Origin of the sequence: Pseudomonas quasicaspiana (assembly GCF_021147825.1) — a bacterium.
Lineage (GTDB): Bacteria > Pseudomonadota > Gammaproteobacteria > Pseudomonadales > Pseudomonadaceae > Aquipseudomonas > Aquipseudomonas quasicaspiana.
On the sequence record NZ_JAGTPI010000016.1, the window covers coordinates 87774 to 102132 of the forward strand.

At 56.1% G+C, this 14359-nt stretch carries 14 protein-coding genes; 10 read left to right on the top strand and 4 right to left on the bottom strand.

Annotated features, from left to right (window positions below):
• Positions 1 to 265 precede the first annotated feature (265 nt).
• On the top strand, positions 266 to 1054 hold the full coding sequence (gene deoC, locus KDX30_RS12455) for a deoxyribose-phosphate aldolase (RefSeq protein WP_122705457.1): 789 nt from the start codon (positions 266 to 268) through the stop codon (positions 1052 to 1054).
• Between the two features lie 174 nt (positions 1055 to 1228).
• On the opposite strand, the gene KDX30_RS12460 is transcribed toward deoC, so the two are convergent.
• From KDX30_RS12460 to KDX30_RS12470, 3 genes are all read right to left on the bottom strand, one after another.
• Entirely contained in the window at positions 1229 to 1552 is a 324-nt protein-coding gene (locus tag KDX30_RS12460; protein ID WP_231675994.1) for a TfoX/Sxy family protein, read from the bottom strand.
• A 198-nt stretch (positions 1553 to 1750) separates the two neighbouring features.
• The gene (locus KDX30_RS12465) at positions 1751 to 2095 is read right to left on the bottom strand and encodes a pentapeptide repeat-containing protein (RefSeq protein WP_027900351.1); all 345 of its coding nucleotides are present in this window, start codon (positions 2093 to 2095) and stop codon (positions 1751 to 1753) included.
• A 101-nt stretch (positions 2096 to 2196) separates the two neighbouring features.
• Entirely contained in the window at positions 2197 to 3735 is a 1539-nt protein-coding gene (locus KDX30_RS12470) for a bifunctional aminoglycoside phosphotransferase/ATP-binding protein (RefSeq protein WP_231675995.1), read from the bottom strand.
• 129 nt (positions 3736 to 3864) lie between these two features.
• Between KDX30_RS12470 and mrcB the strand changes: the two genes are divergently transcribed.
• From mrcB to KDX30_RS12485, 3 genes are read left to right on the top strand one after another with little or no spacing between them, the layout of a single operon-like run.
• Positions 3865 to 6186, top strand: a complete 2322-nt coding sequence (gene mrcB / locus KDX30_RS12475; protein WP_027900353.1) for a penicillin-binding protein 1B — start codon at positions 3865 to 3867, stop codon at positions 6184 to 6186.
• Positions 6187 to 6216: 30 nt separating this feature from the next.
• On the top strand, positions 6217 to 6951 hold the full coding sequence (locus tag KDX30_RS12480) for a tetratricopeptide repeat protein (RefSeq protein ID WP_122705443.1): 735 nt from the start codon (positions 6217 to 6219) through the stop codon (positions 6949 to 6951).
• Positions 6951 to 7280, top strand: coding sequence for a YqcC family protein (locus tag KDX30_RS12485; RefSeq protein ID WP_122705441.1), 330 nt, complete (start codon positions 6951 to 6953; stop codon positions 7278 to 7280). Before KDX30_RS12480 ends, KDX30_RS12485 begins: the two co-directional genes overlap by 1 nt.
• Positions 7281 to 7307: 27 nt before the next feature.
• On the opposite strand, the gene KDX30_RS12490 is transcribed toward KDX30_RS12485, so the two are convergent.
• Positions 7308 to 7736 carry a DUF4124 domain-containing protein gene (locus tag KDX30_RS12490; RefSeq protein ID WP_231675998.1) on the bottom strand — a complete coding sequence of 143 codons (429 nt, stop codon included), beginning with the start codon at positions 7734 to 7736 and terminating at the stop codon, positions 7308 to 7310.
• A gap of 402 nt (positions 7737 to 8138) precedes the next feature.
• Between KDX30_RS12490 and KDX30_RS12495 the strand changes: the two genes are divergently transcribed.
• The 6 genes from KDX30_RS12495 (at position 8139) to msrQ (ending at position 14134) form a co-directional block, all read left to right on the top strand.
• On the top strand, positions 8139 to 9863 hold the full coding sequence (locus tag KDX30_RS12495; RefSeq protein ID WP_095098655.1) for an acetolactate synthase 3 large subunit: 1725 nt from the start codon (positions 8139 to 8141) through the stop codon (positions 9861 to 9863).
• A 2-nt stretch (positions 9864 to 9865) separates the two neighbouring features.
• Entirely contained in the window at positions 9866 to 10357 is a 492-nt protein-coding gene (gene ilvN / locus KDX30_RS12500; protein WP_020293234.1) for an acetolactate synthase small subunit, read from the top strand.
• Between the two features lie 47 nt (positions 10358 to 10404).
• A complete protein-coding gene (gene ilvC, locus KDX30_RS12505; protein ID WP_027900358.1) occupies positions 10405 to 11421 on the top strand; it encodes a ketol-acid reductoisomerase in 1017 nt (338 codons plus the stop codon).
• A gap of 158 nt (positions 11422 to 11579) precedes the next feature.
• Positions 11580 to 12437, top strand: coding sequence for a CDP-diacylglycerol--serine O-phosphatidyltransferase (gene pssA, locus KDX30_RS12510; RefSeq protein WP_122705437.1), 858 nt, complete (start codon positions 11580 to 11582; stop codon positions 12435 to 12437).
• Positions 12438 to 12500: 63 nt separating this feature from the next.
• Entirely contained in the window at positions 12501 to 13514 is a 1014-nt protein-coding gene (gene msrP / locus KDX30_RS12515; protein WP_122398032.1) for a protein-methionine-sulfoxide reductase catalytic subunit MsrP, read from the top strand.
• Positions 13514 to 14134, top strand: coding sequence for a protein-methionine-sulfoxide reductase heme-binding subunit MsrQ (gene msrQ / locus KDX30_RS12520; RefSeq protein ID WP_027897874.1), 621 nt, complete (start codon positions 13514 to 13516; stop codon positions 14132 to 14134). Before msrP ends, msrQ begins: the two co-directional genes overlap by 1 nt.
• Positions 14135 to 14359: the final 225 nt, after the last annotated feature.

Here is a 14359-nt window from a genome sequence, read left to right on the forward strand (position 1 = left end):
TTGGTCCGGGCGGCATTTCGACGATACGGCTGGATGCGATCTAAAGTGAATTGCGTCCAGCCTTATCGCGAGCAGCCCCCCCCCCCACAGGTGCCGCATTTCAATCAAGACTCCTGATGCTGTGTTCCAGACTCAGACACCGACTTTTACTTCGGAAATTTCCTGTAATCACGTAGTACTCCTCTCTCTGTGCCTTGTCGGGCACCTGCATGCCTCTCGCTCCTATATGTTCTCGCTTTCATTTTGAAGCGTTCGAGGACGGCACATGAGCATGGACATCTCCACTGAAGATGAGCAATTGGCACGCCAGGCAATCAGCCTGTTTGATTTGATGGCGCTGGATGTTGACGACACTGAGTCGCGCATCGTTGGCCTGTGTCATCGGGCAATGACACCGTTGGGACCGATCGCGGCAATTTGTGTGTATCCGCGATTCGTGTTGCTGGCTCGCACGACCCTGGATCGACTTCAGCATCGCGATATTCGCGTGGTCGCCGTGGTCAATTTCCCTTACGGCTCCGCGAATGAAGAAGCTGTGATGTCGGAAACGCGCGCCGCAGTCATGTCCGGGGCCGACGAGATCGACCTGGTGTACCCGTTCCGCACTTTACTGTCAGGCGATCAGCAGACCGGGGCAAATATGGTTGCTTCATGTCGTGCGGCGTGCGGGCCGGACATGGTGCTCACGGTAACTCTGGAGGTTGGCGATCTGCGCGATCCGCAGATCATTCGTGACGCCTGTCTGGCGGCAATCATTGCGGGTGCCAACTTTATCAAGACCAGCACCGGCAAGCTGGTGACGCCTCCCACTACACAGGCTGTGCGAGTCATGCTTGAAAGCCTTGTTGAAGTGGGTGGGCAGGTAGGGCTCAAGTTCTGTGGCGGTTTGCGGACCCTCGATGACGCCAGACAGTTTATCGAAATGGCTCGCGCGCGCTTCGGTCCGCAGTGGGTCAGTGATGAGCGCGTCAGGTTGGTGGGGTCGAGCCTGCTGGACGACATCCTGTCAAAGCTCGGGGTTGTTGAATCGGTTTCCCGTGGTGACGGCTACTGATAAATGGTTTGCTTTTTTTGCCCGTCGAGAAGAAATCGCGGGCAAAAAAAGACCCGGCAAAAAGCCGGGTCAAAAACCGTGATTAGCCTGATGAGGAGATAATCTGAAAGTCCGAACCAAGGTCTTTCAGTTATCGGCCAGTCTCGCGACCGGTTGTGATAATCATATCGATTCTCATTTGCAAGTCAATGACTTCTTTTCATCTATTTTCTGAGGGGGCTCAATCAGTCCCTTTCCAAGACCTCTGCGGTGGTTGACCTGTCTGTTCAAAGCGTTCTTGCGATCTATGGGCAGGTCAATCCAGTGAATATCCATCAACGCTGCCTCAATCGCATACAACAACACTCTGGTCGCTCGAAATCCCCTATTCCGTACTGCCTGATAAGCATCTACAGCGCCCATACGACGTAAATCAGAAGCGCTGTGTATGCCCACGGCGTGCAACCATTGGGCTGAAGTCTTGCCGACGTTTTTCAGGTGTTGCAGTTCATCGTTCATCATGCCTCCGTGCGATGCTGAGCTCTGACTGTGGTGAAAACCTGGCAAGTCATAAAGAATTGTAGCTTTTAGGGGAGAGGGCGCAGGGCAGGTGATCGGGTAGATAGCGTCAGGTGATCAGTGGGCGGGAGGCTGTAGAGAGTCAGCCCGGCATGCATTGCGCATGCGGGCGTGATCCAGGCGGAACGTGCGCTGAAATCAGTGCGTGCGGTAGCGCAGGCGCGTACCGAAGTTGACCGACATCAGAATTTCGTCAGCACTCAGTTCGCGGGGGAAGAATGTCCCCGAGATCTGTGCGTGGGCGATGCTTGCGCCTTCCAGTGGGGTGCTGCTCAGGTCAAGGCCGCGCAAGTCAGCGGATCGGAAATAGGCATTGGTGAAGTCGATGCCGTCTGTGTCGAGATTGCGCAAGTCCAGCCCGCGGAAGTCGCCACCTTGGAAATCAATGGTGCCTGACTTGGGTTTCTCTTGGTTGAACCCCGCAACGTCATCATTGCGCAGCATCGCGTACAGTGGGGAATCCAGTACTTTGGGCTGACTCATAAGCGCCTCGCTTTTCCGTTCCGTTAGAATTGTGACGCCAGTATATCGCCACTATTTTGAAGCCGTGAAGCACTAACTGCTAAACGGCTCAAAACATTGTTTTAGAGCGCGGGAAGGCGCTGACGAAGGTTTTCGATCAGGTTGTCGAGGTCGCTGCTTTTGTTGGTTTCGACGCGCTTGCTGTGCAGGGTTTCTTCCGCAGTCAGCGGTTCACGACTAGCCTGCTGTGCCCGGATAACTTCCAGCGTTGCGTCGGAAGGGTCTGTGTTTTCTGCCTGACGCTGGGCGAGCCAGCCTGCAATGACTGCTTCGGGGGCATCACAGTCGAGGATCAGGAACGGCACGCCAGTGGTTTCGGCAACTTTTGCCGCCGACTCGCGCTGAGCCTGTTTCAGGTACGTTGCATCTATAACCACCGGGAACCCGGCACGCAGGACGACTGCGGCTAATTCATGCAGACGTGCATAAGTCGCCTGGCTTGCGTCAGCGTCATAAAGGTTGGCGTCCTGCCCGGCAAACAGGCGTTTACGTTCTACGTCCGAACGCAGGCGTACGGCGCCCAGGGAATCCACAAGACGTTTGGCAACATGGCTCTTGCCCACAGCAGATACGCCGTGAGTGATAACCAGGAAGCGCGAAGGAATAGCGCTGTAACTTTCTGCCAGGTTTGCGTAATTGCGATATTGACGCAGGGTCGCGCCGCGCTGAACCGCATCGGCGCCTGCTGGCATGCTGAAAAGCGCAACCTTGGCGCGAACCAGCGCACGGTAGGCTTTATAGAAGTTCAGCAGCTCAAGCCCCTGATAGTCTCCGGTCAGTTCCAGATACTGGCTGATGAGACGACGAGCCAGGGATTTCAGACCGCGATCTTCCAGGTCCATAGCCAGGAAGCCGATATCGGCATAGACGTCGGTCATGCGGAACGGTTCGTTGAACTCGATGCAGTCGAAGATCACGACCTTGTTATCGATCAGGGTCATATTGCCCAGATGAATGTCGCCGTGGCACTCACGGATAAAACCGTCGGCTTTACGCTGCGCGAGCAGGGGCTTGAGCCTTTCGAAACTCGATTCAGCCCATGCTTGCAGGGCATCGAGTTGCTGCAGGTCTGATTTTTCGCTGATCAGGGGGCGAATCTGCTCGAAGTTCTGGAGGACCGGGGCCATGACGGTATCAGGCGACCCCAGCTCATTTTCAGCACCCACCTTTGGCGCATCAATGTGGAACTGGCCGATCTGCGTGGCGATGTTGTCGATGTGCGTCGACGTCAACTCGCCATTGGCCTGCAACGTACTCAACAAACCGTCTTGCGAGAACTGGCGCATTTTCAGCGCATATTCGATGACTTCGCCTTCGCCACCCAGTTGCGGTGCCTCGGCACTGCCGGTCACCGGGATGACTTCCAGATACAGGTCGTCGGTCAGGCGCTGGTTGAGACGCAGCTCTTCCTTGCAGAAGTGTTCACGCGCTGAAAGCGTCGTGAAGTCCAGAAAACCGAAGTTGACCGGCTTCTTGAATTTGTAAACGAATGGACCGGTGAGCAGTACCCACGAAATGTGCGTTTCGATGAGCTGAAAGCCCTCGACCGGATGCGGAAACAGCGCGGGGTTCTGCAGGGCTGCAATCAGTGACTGGCTCACGGACGATCCTTCAATAGTGATGTTTCATTAAGTGCGTCAAGGTGGGCATTATGGCCGCTTGGCGCGAGGCTGCAAACCTCCGGTAAGGGTGTCTTTCGAACCCCGGCAAAGTGCGTATAATCCGCCGCCATGACTCGTACTCGATCCTCTCGCAAAGCAAAAAAACCTGCCTCTGGCGGACTTCGTACCTGGTTGGGCTGGGGATTGAAGCTCGGCATTGTCGGGCTCGTGGTGCTGGCTGGCTTCGCCATTTACCTTGATGCCATCGTTCAAGAGAAGTTTTCCGGCAAGCGCTGGATGATTCCGGCCAAAGTATATGCGCGGCCTCTGGAGCTGTTTGTCGGGCAGAAGCTGAGCAAGGATGACTTCCTGATTGAGCTTGATGCGCTGGGTTATCGGCGCGAAAGCGTTGCCAATGGTCCGGGCGCAGCTGCTGTGAGCGGCAATACCGTAGACCTTAATACCCGGGGTTTTCAGTTCTATGAAGGCACCGATCCTGCCCAGCAGATCCGTGTCCGTTTCTCCGGCGACTATGTTGCGGACCTTTCTTCGGCCAATGGCGCCAAGCTGGCAGTTGCCCGTCTGGAACCGCTGATGATCGGTGGGCTGTACCCGAAGAATCTCGAAGACCGGATCCTGATCAAGCTCGATCAGGCTCCACCGTATCTGCTTGATACACTTGTAACCGTTGAAGATCGCGATTTCTACCATCACTTTGGCGTGTCGCCCAAGTCGATCGCCCGTGCATTCTGGATCAATGCCTCTGCCGGGCAGATGCGTCAGGGCGGGAGTACGCTGACGCAACAGTTGGTCAAGAACTTCTACCTGACCAATGAGCGCAGCCTGACCCGCAAACTGACCGAAGCCATGATGGCTGTGTTGCTGGAGATCCACTACAGCAAGCAGGAAATCCTTGAGGCTTATCTCAACGAGGTGTTCGTCGGTCAGGACGGTCAGCGCGCGGTGCACGGCTTTGGCCTTGCCAGTCAATATTTCTTCAGTCAGCCGTTGTCAGAGCTCAAGTTGCATCAGGTCGCGTTGTTGGTCGGTCTGGTCAAAGGGCCTTCCTATTACAACCCGCGTCGTAACCCGGAACGTGCCCTTGAGCGACGTAATCTGGTGCTCGATTTGCTTGAACAACAGGGCGTGGCCACGGCTGAAGTAGTAGCCGCAGCCAAGAAGATGCCGTTGGGCGTGACCAAGACCGGTAGCCTGGCCGACAGCTCCTTTCCGGGCTTCCTTGATCTGGTCAAACGCCAACTGCGCGAAGACTATCGCGACGAAGACTTGACTGAAGAAGGTCTGCGCATCTTCACCAGCTTTGATCCAATCCTGCAGATGAAGTCCGAGTCGGCCATGAGCGAGACGTTCAAGCGTCTGTCGGGCCGCAAGGGTGTCGATGACGTTGAAGCGGCCATGGTCGTGACCAACCCGGAAACCGGTGAGGTCCAGGCGCTGATCGGTAGCCGCAAGGCAGGTTATGCCGGTTTCAACCGGGCCATCGACGCAGTGCGACCGATTGGCTCATTGGTGAAGCCGTCCATTTATCTCACCGCACTTGAGCGTCCGAGCAAGTACACGTTGACCAGTTGGGTGGCCGATGAGCCATTCCAGGTCAAAGGTGCCGACGGCCAGATCTGGAAGCCGCAAAACTTCGATCACAAGGCTCACGGTAATATTTTCCTGTATCAGGGCCTGGCGCATTCCTACAACCTGTCCAGCGCTAAAATCGGCCTGGAAGTTGGTGTGCCGAACGTATTCAAAACCATCGGCAAACTGGGTGTTGACGTTGATTGGCCTGCGTATCCATCGATGTTGCTGGGTGCCGGTGCATTGAGTCCGATTCAGGTTGCAACGATGTTCCAGACCATCGCGAACGGCGGTTTCAACACGCCAATGCGCGGTATCCGCAGCGTGCTGACTGCTGAAGGTGAGCCGCTCAAGCGTTACCCGTTCCAGATTCAGCAGCGCTTCGATCCGGGCTCGATCTATCTTCTGCAGAATGCGATGCAGCGGGTGATGCGCGAAGGTACCGGTCGCTCTGTCTACAACGTATTGCCAAGCTCGCTGAATCTTGCGGGTAAGTCCGGTACGACCAACGACTCCCGGGACAGCTGGTTTGCCGGTTTCAGTCAGGACCTGCTGGCGGTGGTGTGGCTGGGTCGCGATGACAACGGCAAAACGCCGTTTACCGGTGCAACCGGTGCGTTGCAGGTCTGGACCAGTTTCATGAGCAAGGCGGATCCGCTGCCGCTGGACATGGCGCAACCTGATAACGTCGTGCAGGTGTGGGTCAATGCCGCGACAGGCGAGGGATCTGATGCCGGTTGCCCGAACGCCGTGCAGATGCCGTATATTCGCGGCAGTGAACCTGCCCCCGGCGCTGCTTGTGGTGGGCCTGCGGCTCCGGCCCAGGAAGTGATGGATTGGGTCAAGGGTTGGCTGAACTAGATTAATTGAGCGCCCCAAAGAGGATCTAAAGTGAACAAGTGGTTAATACCAGCGTTGACAGCTGTTGCTCTGCTCAATGGTTGTGCCAGCGTGGAACGTGGCTCGATTCCTGTGGTGGATTCGGGTTCGAAGGTTTCCAACAGCGAGCGCGTGTCGCGCAATGGCGCTTCTCGGGCAAGCGTTGCTCAGGCGCCTGCGCAAGCTCAGTCCGTGCCGCAGGATTCTGGTGTCGTGGTCATGATTCCGGGTGGCGGTGGCGGTAGTTCTGCACCTATCGATACCTATGCTGCCCCGGCTGGGCAGGCTCCGATCAGCGTCAGTCCGCCGATTGACACGTCGTCGGTCAGCGCACCCGTTACCGGCAACACTTACAACATGCCTGCGTCCAGTGCGCCAAGTGGCATCCCGTCTTCCGGTAGCGGGTTGTCTGCCGATGAACAACTCGATGGCCCGGTCCTGGCTCTGTTGACCACCGCTCAGCAGCAGCAGAACGGCGGTGATCTCAATGGCGCTTCTTCGAGCCTTGAGCGTGCGCAACGTGTTGCTCCCCGGGAGCCGCAGGTCATCTATCGGCTGGCACAAGTTCGACTGGCTCAGGGCGATTCCGCTCAGGCCGAGCAACTGGCGCGTCGTGGTCTGACTTACGCGAATGGGCGCCCAAGTCTGCAGGCCAGCCTGTGGGAGATCATCGCCCAGGCACGTGAGAAGCAGGGTGATGCGTCCGGTGCAGCGCTGGCTCGTCAGAAAGCCAAGGTCGGCGCTTGATGGATCAGCGCTTTCCTGAAGTGGCCGAGCATTTGCTGCTGATCGAGCGCGAGTTGCGGGCATTGGGTTGGTGGAGTGATCTACCGCCCAGTGAAGAGGCGCTCTCCAGTGGCGAACCGTTTTGTGTCGATACGCTGGAGTTCGAGCAATGGCTGCAATGGATTTTCCTGCCAAGAATGAAGCTCATTCTTGAGAATGATCTGCCGCTGCCGAATGCCTCGGGCATCCTGGAAATGGCCGAGATGGTCTATGCCACTCGCCAGCGCGAAACCCGGCCATTGCAGCAGTTGCTTGCGCAGTTTGATCAGTTGATCAGTCAGACCCGGTAATTCATGCCTGCATCAGGGCCCGCAGGTTTAAAGGCAATAATCTTTAATCGCCTGCTGGGTCTCGGTAATGCGGCCCTGCCGCTCCTCTTCCGAAAGACGTTTCAGCCCGCCCTCAACCTGTTCCCGCACGCGAGGGTTGTTCTGTAGCTGGGCAAGATTGGTCCTTAGAATCTTGCAGTCCTCGGCGCGTCGGGTCTCTTCCTGAGTGATTTTCTTCTTGACCACGTCATCTACAGCCCGCTGCTCTGCCTCTTCGTCAATGGCTGCCTTTGAGTTGCCGGTTGCGGGCACGGCGGGCGGTTTCTGGGTATCGATCTGCTGGGTTTGTCGCCCTGCGGGGGGCTGAGCATCGAAATGGGTCACGCCCTGGTCGTCGACCCATTTATAAATCTGAGCCGCTTGGGCGGTTGTGCCGAGAGCCAGCGCCACCATGGCGGCGATAATCATGCAACGCATGCTGCTTCCTTCCAGGTACGTTTGTCCTGAAAACTATCACAAGGCCGCCTTCATGACCTTATCCGGCGCACTTTGGTGCGGTTAATTGGAAGAAAGCTCACGGATGACTTGACTTGGGGCAGGCGAATCACAACAATCCAAAGTTCGCTGTGAAGGGACTGCCAGAAGCAGACCATCTCGGTAGATCATGAGGCGCATACCCGCGCCGACCTGTAACACCCGCAACGCGTTACCTCGCGCTGGGTGGGAACGCCCCGAAACACTCAGGGGTTACCCAATACTTGCTCAGTCAGTGCTGACGTAGTCGGCGACCACCGTCGCTCATGCTCTGCTTGGCAGTAAAACCTATTAAGACCCGTCCTCGTTTGTGGACGGTATTCTGGCGTTTTAGAGGTGAACAACGTGGAGCTCTTATCCGGCGCTGAAATGGTCGTCCGCTTTTTGCGTGACGAAGGCGTTAAGCATATCTACGGGTACCCAGGCGGTGCCCTCCTGCACATTTACGACGCCCTGTTCAAAGAGCCTGCCGTGAACCACATTCTTGTTCGTCACGAACAAGCGGCGACGCACATGGCTGACGGTTATGCGCGCGCTACCGGCAAGGCCGGTGTGGTACTGGTCACTTCAGGCCCAGGTGCTACCAACGCAATCACCGGCATCGCCACGGCTTATATGGACTCGATTCCAATGGTCGTGCTGTCGGGTCAGGTCGCTAGCACGCTGGTCGGCACTGATGCATTCCAGGAAACCGACATGATCGGTATTTCCCGGCCGATCGTGAAGCACAGCTTCATGATCAAGCATCCGTCGGAAATCCCTGAAGTGCTGAAAAAGGCTTTCTACCTGGCGCAGTCCGGTCGTCCCGGTCCCGTGGTTGTCGATATTCCGAAGGATATGACCAACCCGGCCGAGAAGTTCGAATACGTATTCCCCAAGAAAGCCAAGCTGCGCTCTTACAGCCCGGCTGTTCGTGGTCACTCAGGCCAGATCCGCAAGGCAGTCGAAATGCTGCTGGCGGCCAAGCGTCCGATCATTTATGCCGGTGGCGGCGTGATCATGGGCAATGGCTCCGAGCCGCTGACCGAGTTGGCGCAAAAGCTCAACGCTCCCGTGACCAACACCCTGATGGGCCTTGGATGTTATCCAGGCATGGATCGTCAGTTTGTCGGCATGCTGGGTATGCACGGCAGCTACACCGCCAACCTGGCGATGCACCACGCTGACGTGATCCTGGCTGTTGGCGCGCGTTTCGATGACCGTGTGATCAACGGCGCGGCGAAGTTCTGCCCGAATGCCAAGATCATTCACATCGATATCGACCCGGCTTCCATCTCCAAAACCATCAAGGCTGATGTGCCTATCGTGGGGCCGGTTGAGAGCGTTCTGACTGAAATGGTCGCGACCCTCAAGGAAATCGGCGAGCTGCCAGACAAAGCGCTGGTTGCCAGCTGGTGGAAGCAGATTGACGAATGGCGTGGTGATCGTGATCTGTTCCCGTACAACCCGGGCGACGGCAGCGTCATCAAGCCGCAGAAAGTCATCGAGACCCTTTGCGAAGTCACCAATGGCGATGCCTTTGTGACGTCCGATGTTGGTCAGCACCAGATGTTTGCTGCGCAGTACTACCGCTTCAACAAGCCTAATCGCTGGATCAACTCTGGCGGTCTGGGCACCATGGGCTTTGGCTTCCCGGCTGCGATGGGTGTCAAGCTGAGCTTCCCCGAAGCGCATGTTGCGTGTGTAACGGGTGAAGGCAGTATCCAGATGAATATCCAGGAGCTGTCGACCTGCTTGCAGTACGGTCTGCCTGTGAAAATCATCCTGCTTAACAACGGCGTGCTCGGCATGGTCCGTCAGTGGCAGGACATGAGCTACAGCGGTCGTCACTCGCATTCCTACATGGAGTCGCTGCCTGACTTCGTGAAACTGGTCGAAGCTTATGGCCATGTCGGTATGAAGATCACTGATCTGAAAGATTTGAAGCCGAAGATGGAAGAAGCGTTCGCCATGACGGACCGTCTGGTGTTCATCGATATCCAGGTTGACGTCACCGAGCACGTTTACCCGATGCAGATCAAAGACGGCTCCATGCGCGATATGTGGCTCAGCAAGACGGAGCGGACTTAATCATGCGGCACATCATTTCCCTTTTGCTGGAAAACGAACCGGGTGCATTGTCTCGCGTCGTCGGCCTGTTTTCGCAGCGCAACTACAACATCGAAAGCCTGACCGTGGCGCCGACTGAAGACCCGACCCTGTCGCGTCTGACGCTGACCACTGTCGGCCAGGATGAGGTGATCGAGCAGATCACCAAAAACCTCAACAAGCTGGTCGAAGTAGTCAAACTGGTTGATCTGTCGGAGAGCGCTCACATCGAGCGTGAACTGATGCTCATCAAGGTCAAGGCTACGGGCGCCCAGCGCGCCGAGATCAAGCGCACCACGGATATCTTCCGCGGGCAAATCGTTGACGTTTCAGCCAGCGTTTATACCGTGCAATTGACCGGTACGAGCGACAAGCTGGACAGCTTCATTCAGGCCATCGGCACTGCCGCAATCCTGGAAACAGTACGCAGCGGCGTGACGGGCATTGCCCGTGGCGACAAAGTGCTGAGCATCTAATCTCATTTTGCAAAATGGCCTGAAGGCCACGATAACAGGGGAATTCCATGAAAGTTTATTACGACAAAGACTGCGACCTTTCGATCATCCAGGGCAAGAAAGTTGCCATCATCGGTTACGGTTCCCAAGGCCACGCGCAAGCGTGCAACCTGAAAGACTCCGGCGTTGATGTCACTGTTGGTCTGCGTAAAGGTTCGGCTACTGTCGCCAAGGCTGAAGCCCATGGCCTGAAAGTGACTGACGTTGCTTCGGCTGTTGCTGCTGCTGACCTGGTCATGATCCTGACCCCGGACGAATTCCAGTCCGCGCTGTACAAGAACGAAGTTGAGCCGAACATCAAGAAGGGCGCTACCCTGGCCTTCTCCCATGGCTTCGCGATTCACTACAATCAGGTTGTGCCACGCGCCGATCTGGACGTGATCATGATCGCGCCAAAAGCGCCAGGTCACACTGTTCGCACTGAATTCGTCAAAGGCGGCGGTATCCCTGACCTGATCGCTGTTTACCAGGACGCTTCGGGCAACGCCAAAAACGTCGCACTGTCTTACGCTTCGGGCGTGGGTGGCGGCCGTACCGGTATCATCGAAACCACATTCAAGGACGAGACTGAAACCGACCTGTTCGGCGAGCAGGCTGTTCTGTGTGGCGGTACTGTTGAGCTGGTTAAAGCTGGTTTCGAGACGCTGGTTGAAGCTGGCTACGCTCCAGAAATGGCGTACTTCGAGTGCTTGCACGAACTGAAGCTGATCGTTGACCTCATGTACGAAGGCGGTATCGCCAACATGAACTACTCGATCTCCAACAACGCCGAATACGGCGAGTACGTGACTGGTCCTGAAGTGATCAACGCTGAATCCCGTCAGGCCATGCGCAACGCTCTGAAGCGCATTCAGGACGGTGAATACGCGAAGATGTTCATCAGCGAAGGCGCTACCGGCTACCCATCGATGACCGCCAAGCGTCGTAACAACGCCGCTCACGGTATCGAAATCATCGGCGAGCAACTGCGCTCGATGATGCCGTGGATCGGTGCCAACAAAATCGTCGACAAAGCCAAGAACTAAGTCCCCCGCGACATAGCTCTGCGCTAGAAAAACGCGGCCAATCGGCCGCGTTTTTTCGTTATGCGCAGACGCTTCTGGTATAAAGCTGCATCGTTTGCAGGCGAACACTCGTCGCAAGCATCTGTCGAAACTTTCCACACCGTTGCAAGGTAAAGTCTATGAGCGAACGTCCTGAAGAGCCAAACAAGGCCTCTGACGCCGAAAGTCTGCTACCGATCGATGAGCATATTGAAGAAGGGCATGACGACGAAGGCCGTAAGGTCCGGCATCGCGGTATCTATCTGCTGCCCAATCTGTTCACCACTGCGAACCTGTTCGCCGGCTTTTATTCCATCATCAGTTCCATGAGCGCACAGAGCGCTCTGGCTGCTGGGGACAGCGCCGGGGCGAGCAAGTATTTTGCTTTTGCCGCAATCGCCATTTTCGTCGCCATGGTGCTCGACGGCCTGGATGGCCGCGTGGCACGCATGACCAACACCCAGAGTGCGTTCGGCGCGGAGTACGACTCTCTGTCCGACATGGTCGCATTTGGTGTCGCTCCGGCGCTCCTGGCTTTTGGCTGGGCATTGGGGGACATGGGCAAGGTCGGCTGGATGGTCGCCTTCATCTATGTGGCCGGTGCAGCGTTGCGTCTGGCGCGTTTCAATACCATGGTTGGCAAGGCTGACAAACGCTATTTCATCGGTCTGGCGAGTCCTGCTGCGGCGGGCGTTGTTGCCGGTACGGTCTGGGCGTTCAGCGATTACGGCATCCAGGGCTCCAAGCTGTCATTTCTGGTGGCCTTGCTGGTCGCCGCGGCGGGCATGCTGATGGTCAGCAATATCAAGTACAACAGCTTTAAAGAGCTGGACCTGAAAGGGCGCGTGCCGTTTGTCGCGATTTTGGCAGTTGTGCTGGTCTTCGCTGTCGTGTTCAGCGACCCACCGCGCATCTTGCTACTGATTTTCCTCGCTTATGCGGCATCCGGCCCGATTCAGTATTTGTTACGTCTGCGTCGTCACAAAACGGGCGAATGATGTAATTTCCCCCATACTCCACAGTCTATTGGTGCATTAGTTCCTCTGGATTGTGGAGTCATCATGCTAATCAAAATTCCAACAGCGTCCGCTTGCAAAGAGTCGGACGTTACCCCTGAATCTATTTACCTCTCTCGTCGTGCCCTCCTGGGGGCTTCGCTTACCGGGTTGGCTGTCAGTGCCATGCCGCGTTGGGCGAGTGCTGCCGATCCTTCTCTTTACCCGGATGTTGAGCCTGGCAAGGCGCCTGGCTGGTTTGCCGAGAAGCTTCCCGACACCAAGTGGCAGGCGGTCAACGTAAAGGGGGAAGCGATTACCCCTTTCAAGGACGCGACGCACTACAACAACTTCTATGAGTTTGGCACCGACAAGGGAGATCCTGCGCAGAATGCCGGGTCGCTGAAAACCGAGCCGTGGACCGTCGTCATCGATGGCGAAGTCGCCAAGCCGGGTCGTTACGCGCTCGAAGACTTCATGAAGCCCTATCAGTTGGAAGAGCGCATTTATCGGCTGCGTTGCGTAGAAGCCTGGTCGATGGTCATTCCCTGGATTGGTTTTCCAATCTCTGCTTTGCTCAAACAGGTCGAACCTACTGCCAAGGCGAAGTACATCCGTTTTGAAACGCTGCAGGACCCAAAGACCATGCCGGGGCAACGTTCGGGTTTTGCATTGATCGACTGGCCTTATGTTGAAGGGCTGAGACTGGACGAAGCAATGAATCCTCTGGCGATTCTTGCAGTTGGCATGTATGGGCGTGAGCTGCCTAACCAGAACGGTGCGCCGCTGCGTTTGGTCGTGCCATGGAAGTACGGTTTTAAAAGCGTGAAGTCCATTGTGAGAATCAGTCTGGTCAGTGAGCAGCCCAAGACGACCTGGCAAAGTATCGCGGCTAACGAATATGGCTTTTATGCCAACGTGAACCCGACCGTCGACCATCCTCGTTGGACGCAGGCACATGAGCGCAGGTTGCCGAGCGGCTTGTTCAGTCCGAATGTGCGACAGACCGAAATGTTCAATGGGTACGGGGAGGAGGTTGCCTCCTTATATACAGGCCTGGATTTGCGGAAGAATTATTGATGCGTTACCCGTTCTGGCGCTTCGGCGTTTTTTTGGCTGCATGTGTTGCGCCGGTGCTCTGGCTTTATCAGGCCTGGATCTTTGCGTTGGGGCCTGATCCCGGGAAGGTGCTTGTCGACAGGCTCGGCCTGGGCACTCTCATACTGCTACTGATTACGCTGGCAATGACGCCACTGCAAAAACTGACGGGGTGGGCAGGCTGGATTGCTGTCAGGCGTCAGCTTGGGCTTTGGTGTTTTGCTTACGTATTCATGCACATGAGCGCGTACGCCGTTTTCATATTGGGACTGGACTGGTCGCAGTTGGGTGTCGAATTGGTGAAGCGTCCGTACATTATTGTCGGCAGCCTTGCCTTTGTATGCCTGCTGGCCTTGGCCGTGACTTCCAATCGCTACAGTCAGAGGCGGCTAGGGAGTCGCTGGAAAAAACTTCATCGGCTTATCTATGTAATTTTGGGGTTGGGCCTGCTGCATATGTTCTGGATTGTCAGGGCTGATCTGAAGGAATGGTCTTTATATGCGGTGATCGGTGTGCTGTTGCTGAGTCTCCGGATCCCAATGATTGCGAGGCGAATCCCGCGTGTAATGGGGGCGAAGGCAAAAGTTCCAACAAAAGCGTGAATTAGGGGTTGACGGGCTCTCTAATCTCTCTATAATTCGCACCTCTTCTGGCGCAGACAGAACGAAAAACTCCTTGATAATCAATGAGTTGGACAGTTCGGTTGGCTCGGAAGAGGCTTCGATGAAGTTGATCGAAAGCGGTGAAAAAAGGCAGTTGACAGCAGGTTGTAACGCTGTAGAATTCGCCTCCCGCTAACGAGCAACGTGATGTTGATCGAAGCGCAA

Coding starts and splice junctions, on each gene's coding strand:
- deoC (WP_122705457.1), top strand. CDS start 266: ATGAGCATGGACATCTCCACTGAAGATGAGCAATTGGCACGCCAGGCA.
- KDX30_RS12460 (WP_231675994.1), bottom strand. CDS start 1,552: ATGAACGATGAACTGCAACACCTGAAAAACGTCGGCAAGACTTCAGCC.
- KDX30_RS12465 (WP_027900351.1), bottom strand. CDS start 2,095: ATGAGTCAGCCCAAAGTACTGGATTCCCCACTGTACGCGATGCTGCGC.
- mrcB (WP_027900353.1), top strand. CDS start 3,865: ATGACTCGTACTCGATCCTCTCGCAAAGCAAAAAAACCTGCCTCTGGC.
- KDX30_RS12485 (WP_122705441.1), top strand. CDS start 6,951: ATGGATCAGCGCTTTCCTGAAGTGGCCGAGCATTTGCTGCTGATCGAG.
- KDX30_RS12490 (WP_231675998.1), bottom strand. CDS start 7,736: ATGCGTTGCATGATTATCGCCGCCATGGTGGCGCTGGCTCTCGGCACA.
- ilvN (WP_020293234.1), top strand. CDS start 9,866: ATGCGGCACATCATTTCCCTTTTGCTGGAAAACGAACCGGGTGCATTG.
- ilvC (WP_027900358.1), top strand. CDS start 10,405: ATGAAAGTTTATTACGACAAAGACTGCGACCTTTCGATCATCCAGGGC.
- pssA (WP_122705437.1), top strand. CDS start 11,580: ATGAGCGAACGTCCTGAAGAGCCAAACAAGGCCTCTGACGCCGAAAGT.
- msrP (WP_122398032.1), top strand. CDS start 12,501: ATGCTAATCAAAATTCCAACAGCGTCCGCTTGCAAAGAGTCGGACGTT.
- msrQ (WP_027897874.1), top strand. CDS start 13,514: ATGCGTTACCCGTTCTGGCGCTTCGGCGTTTTTTTGGCTGCATGTGTT.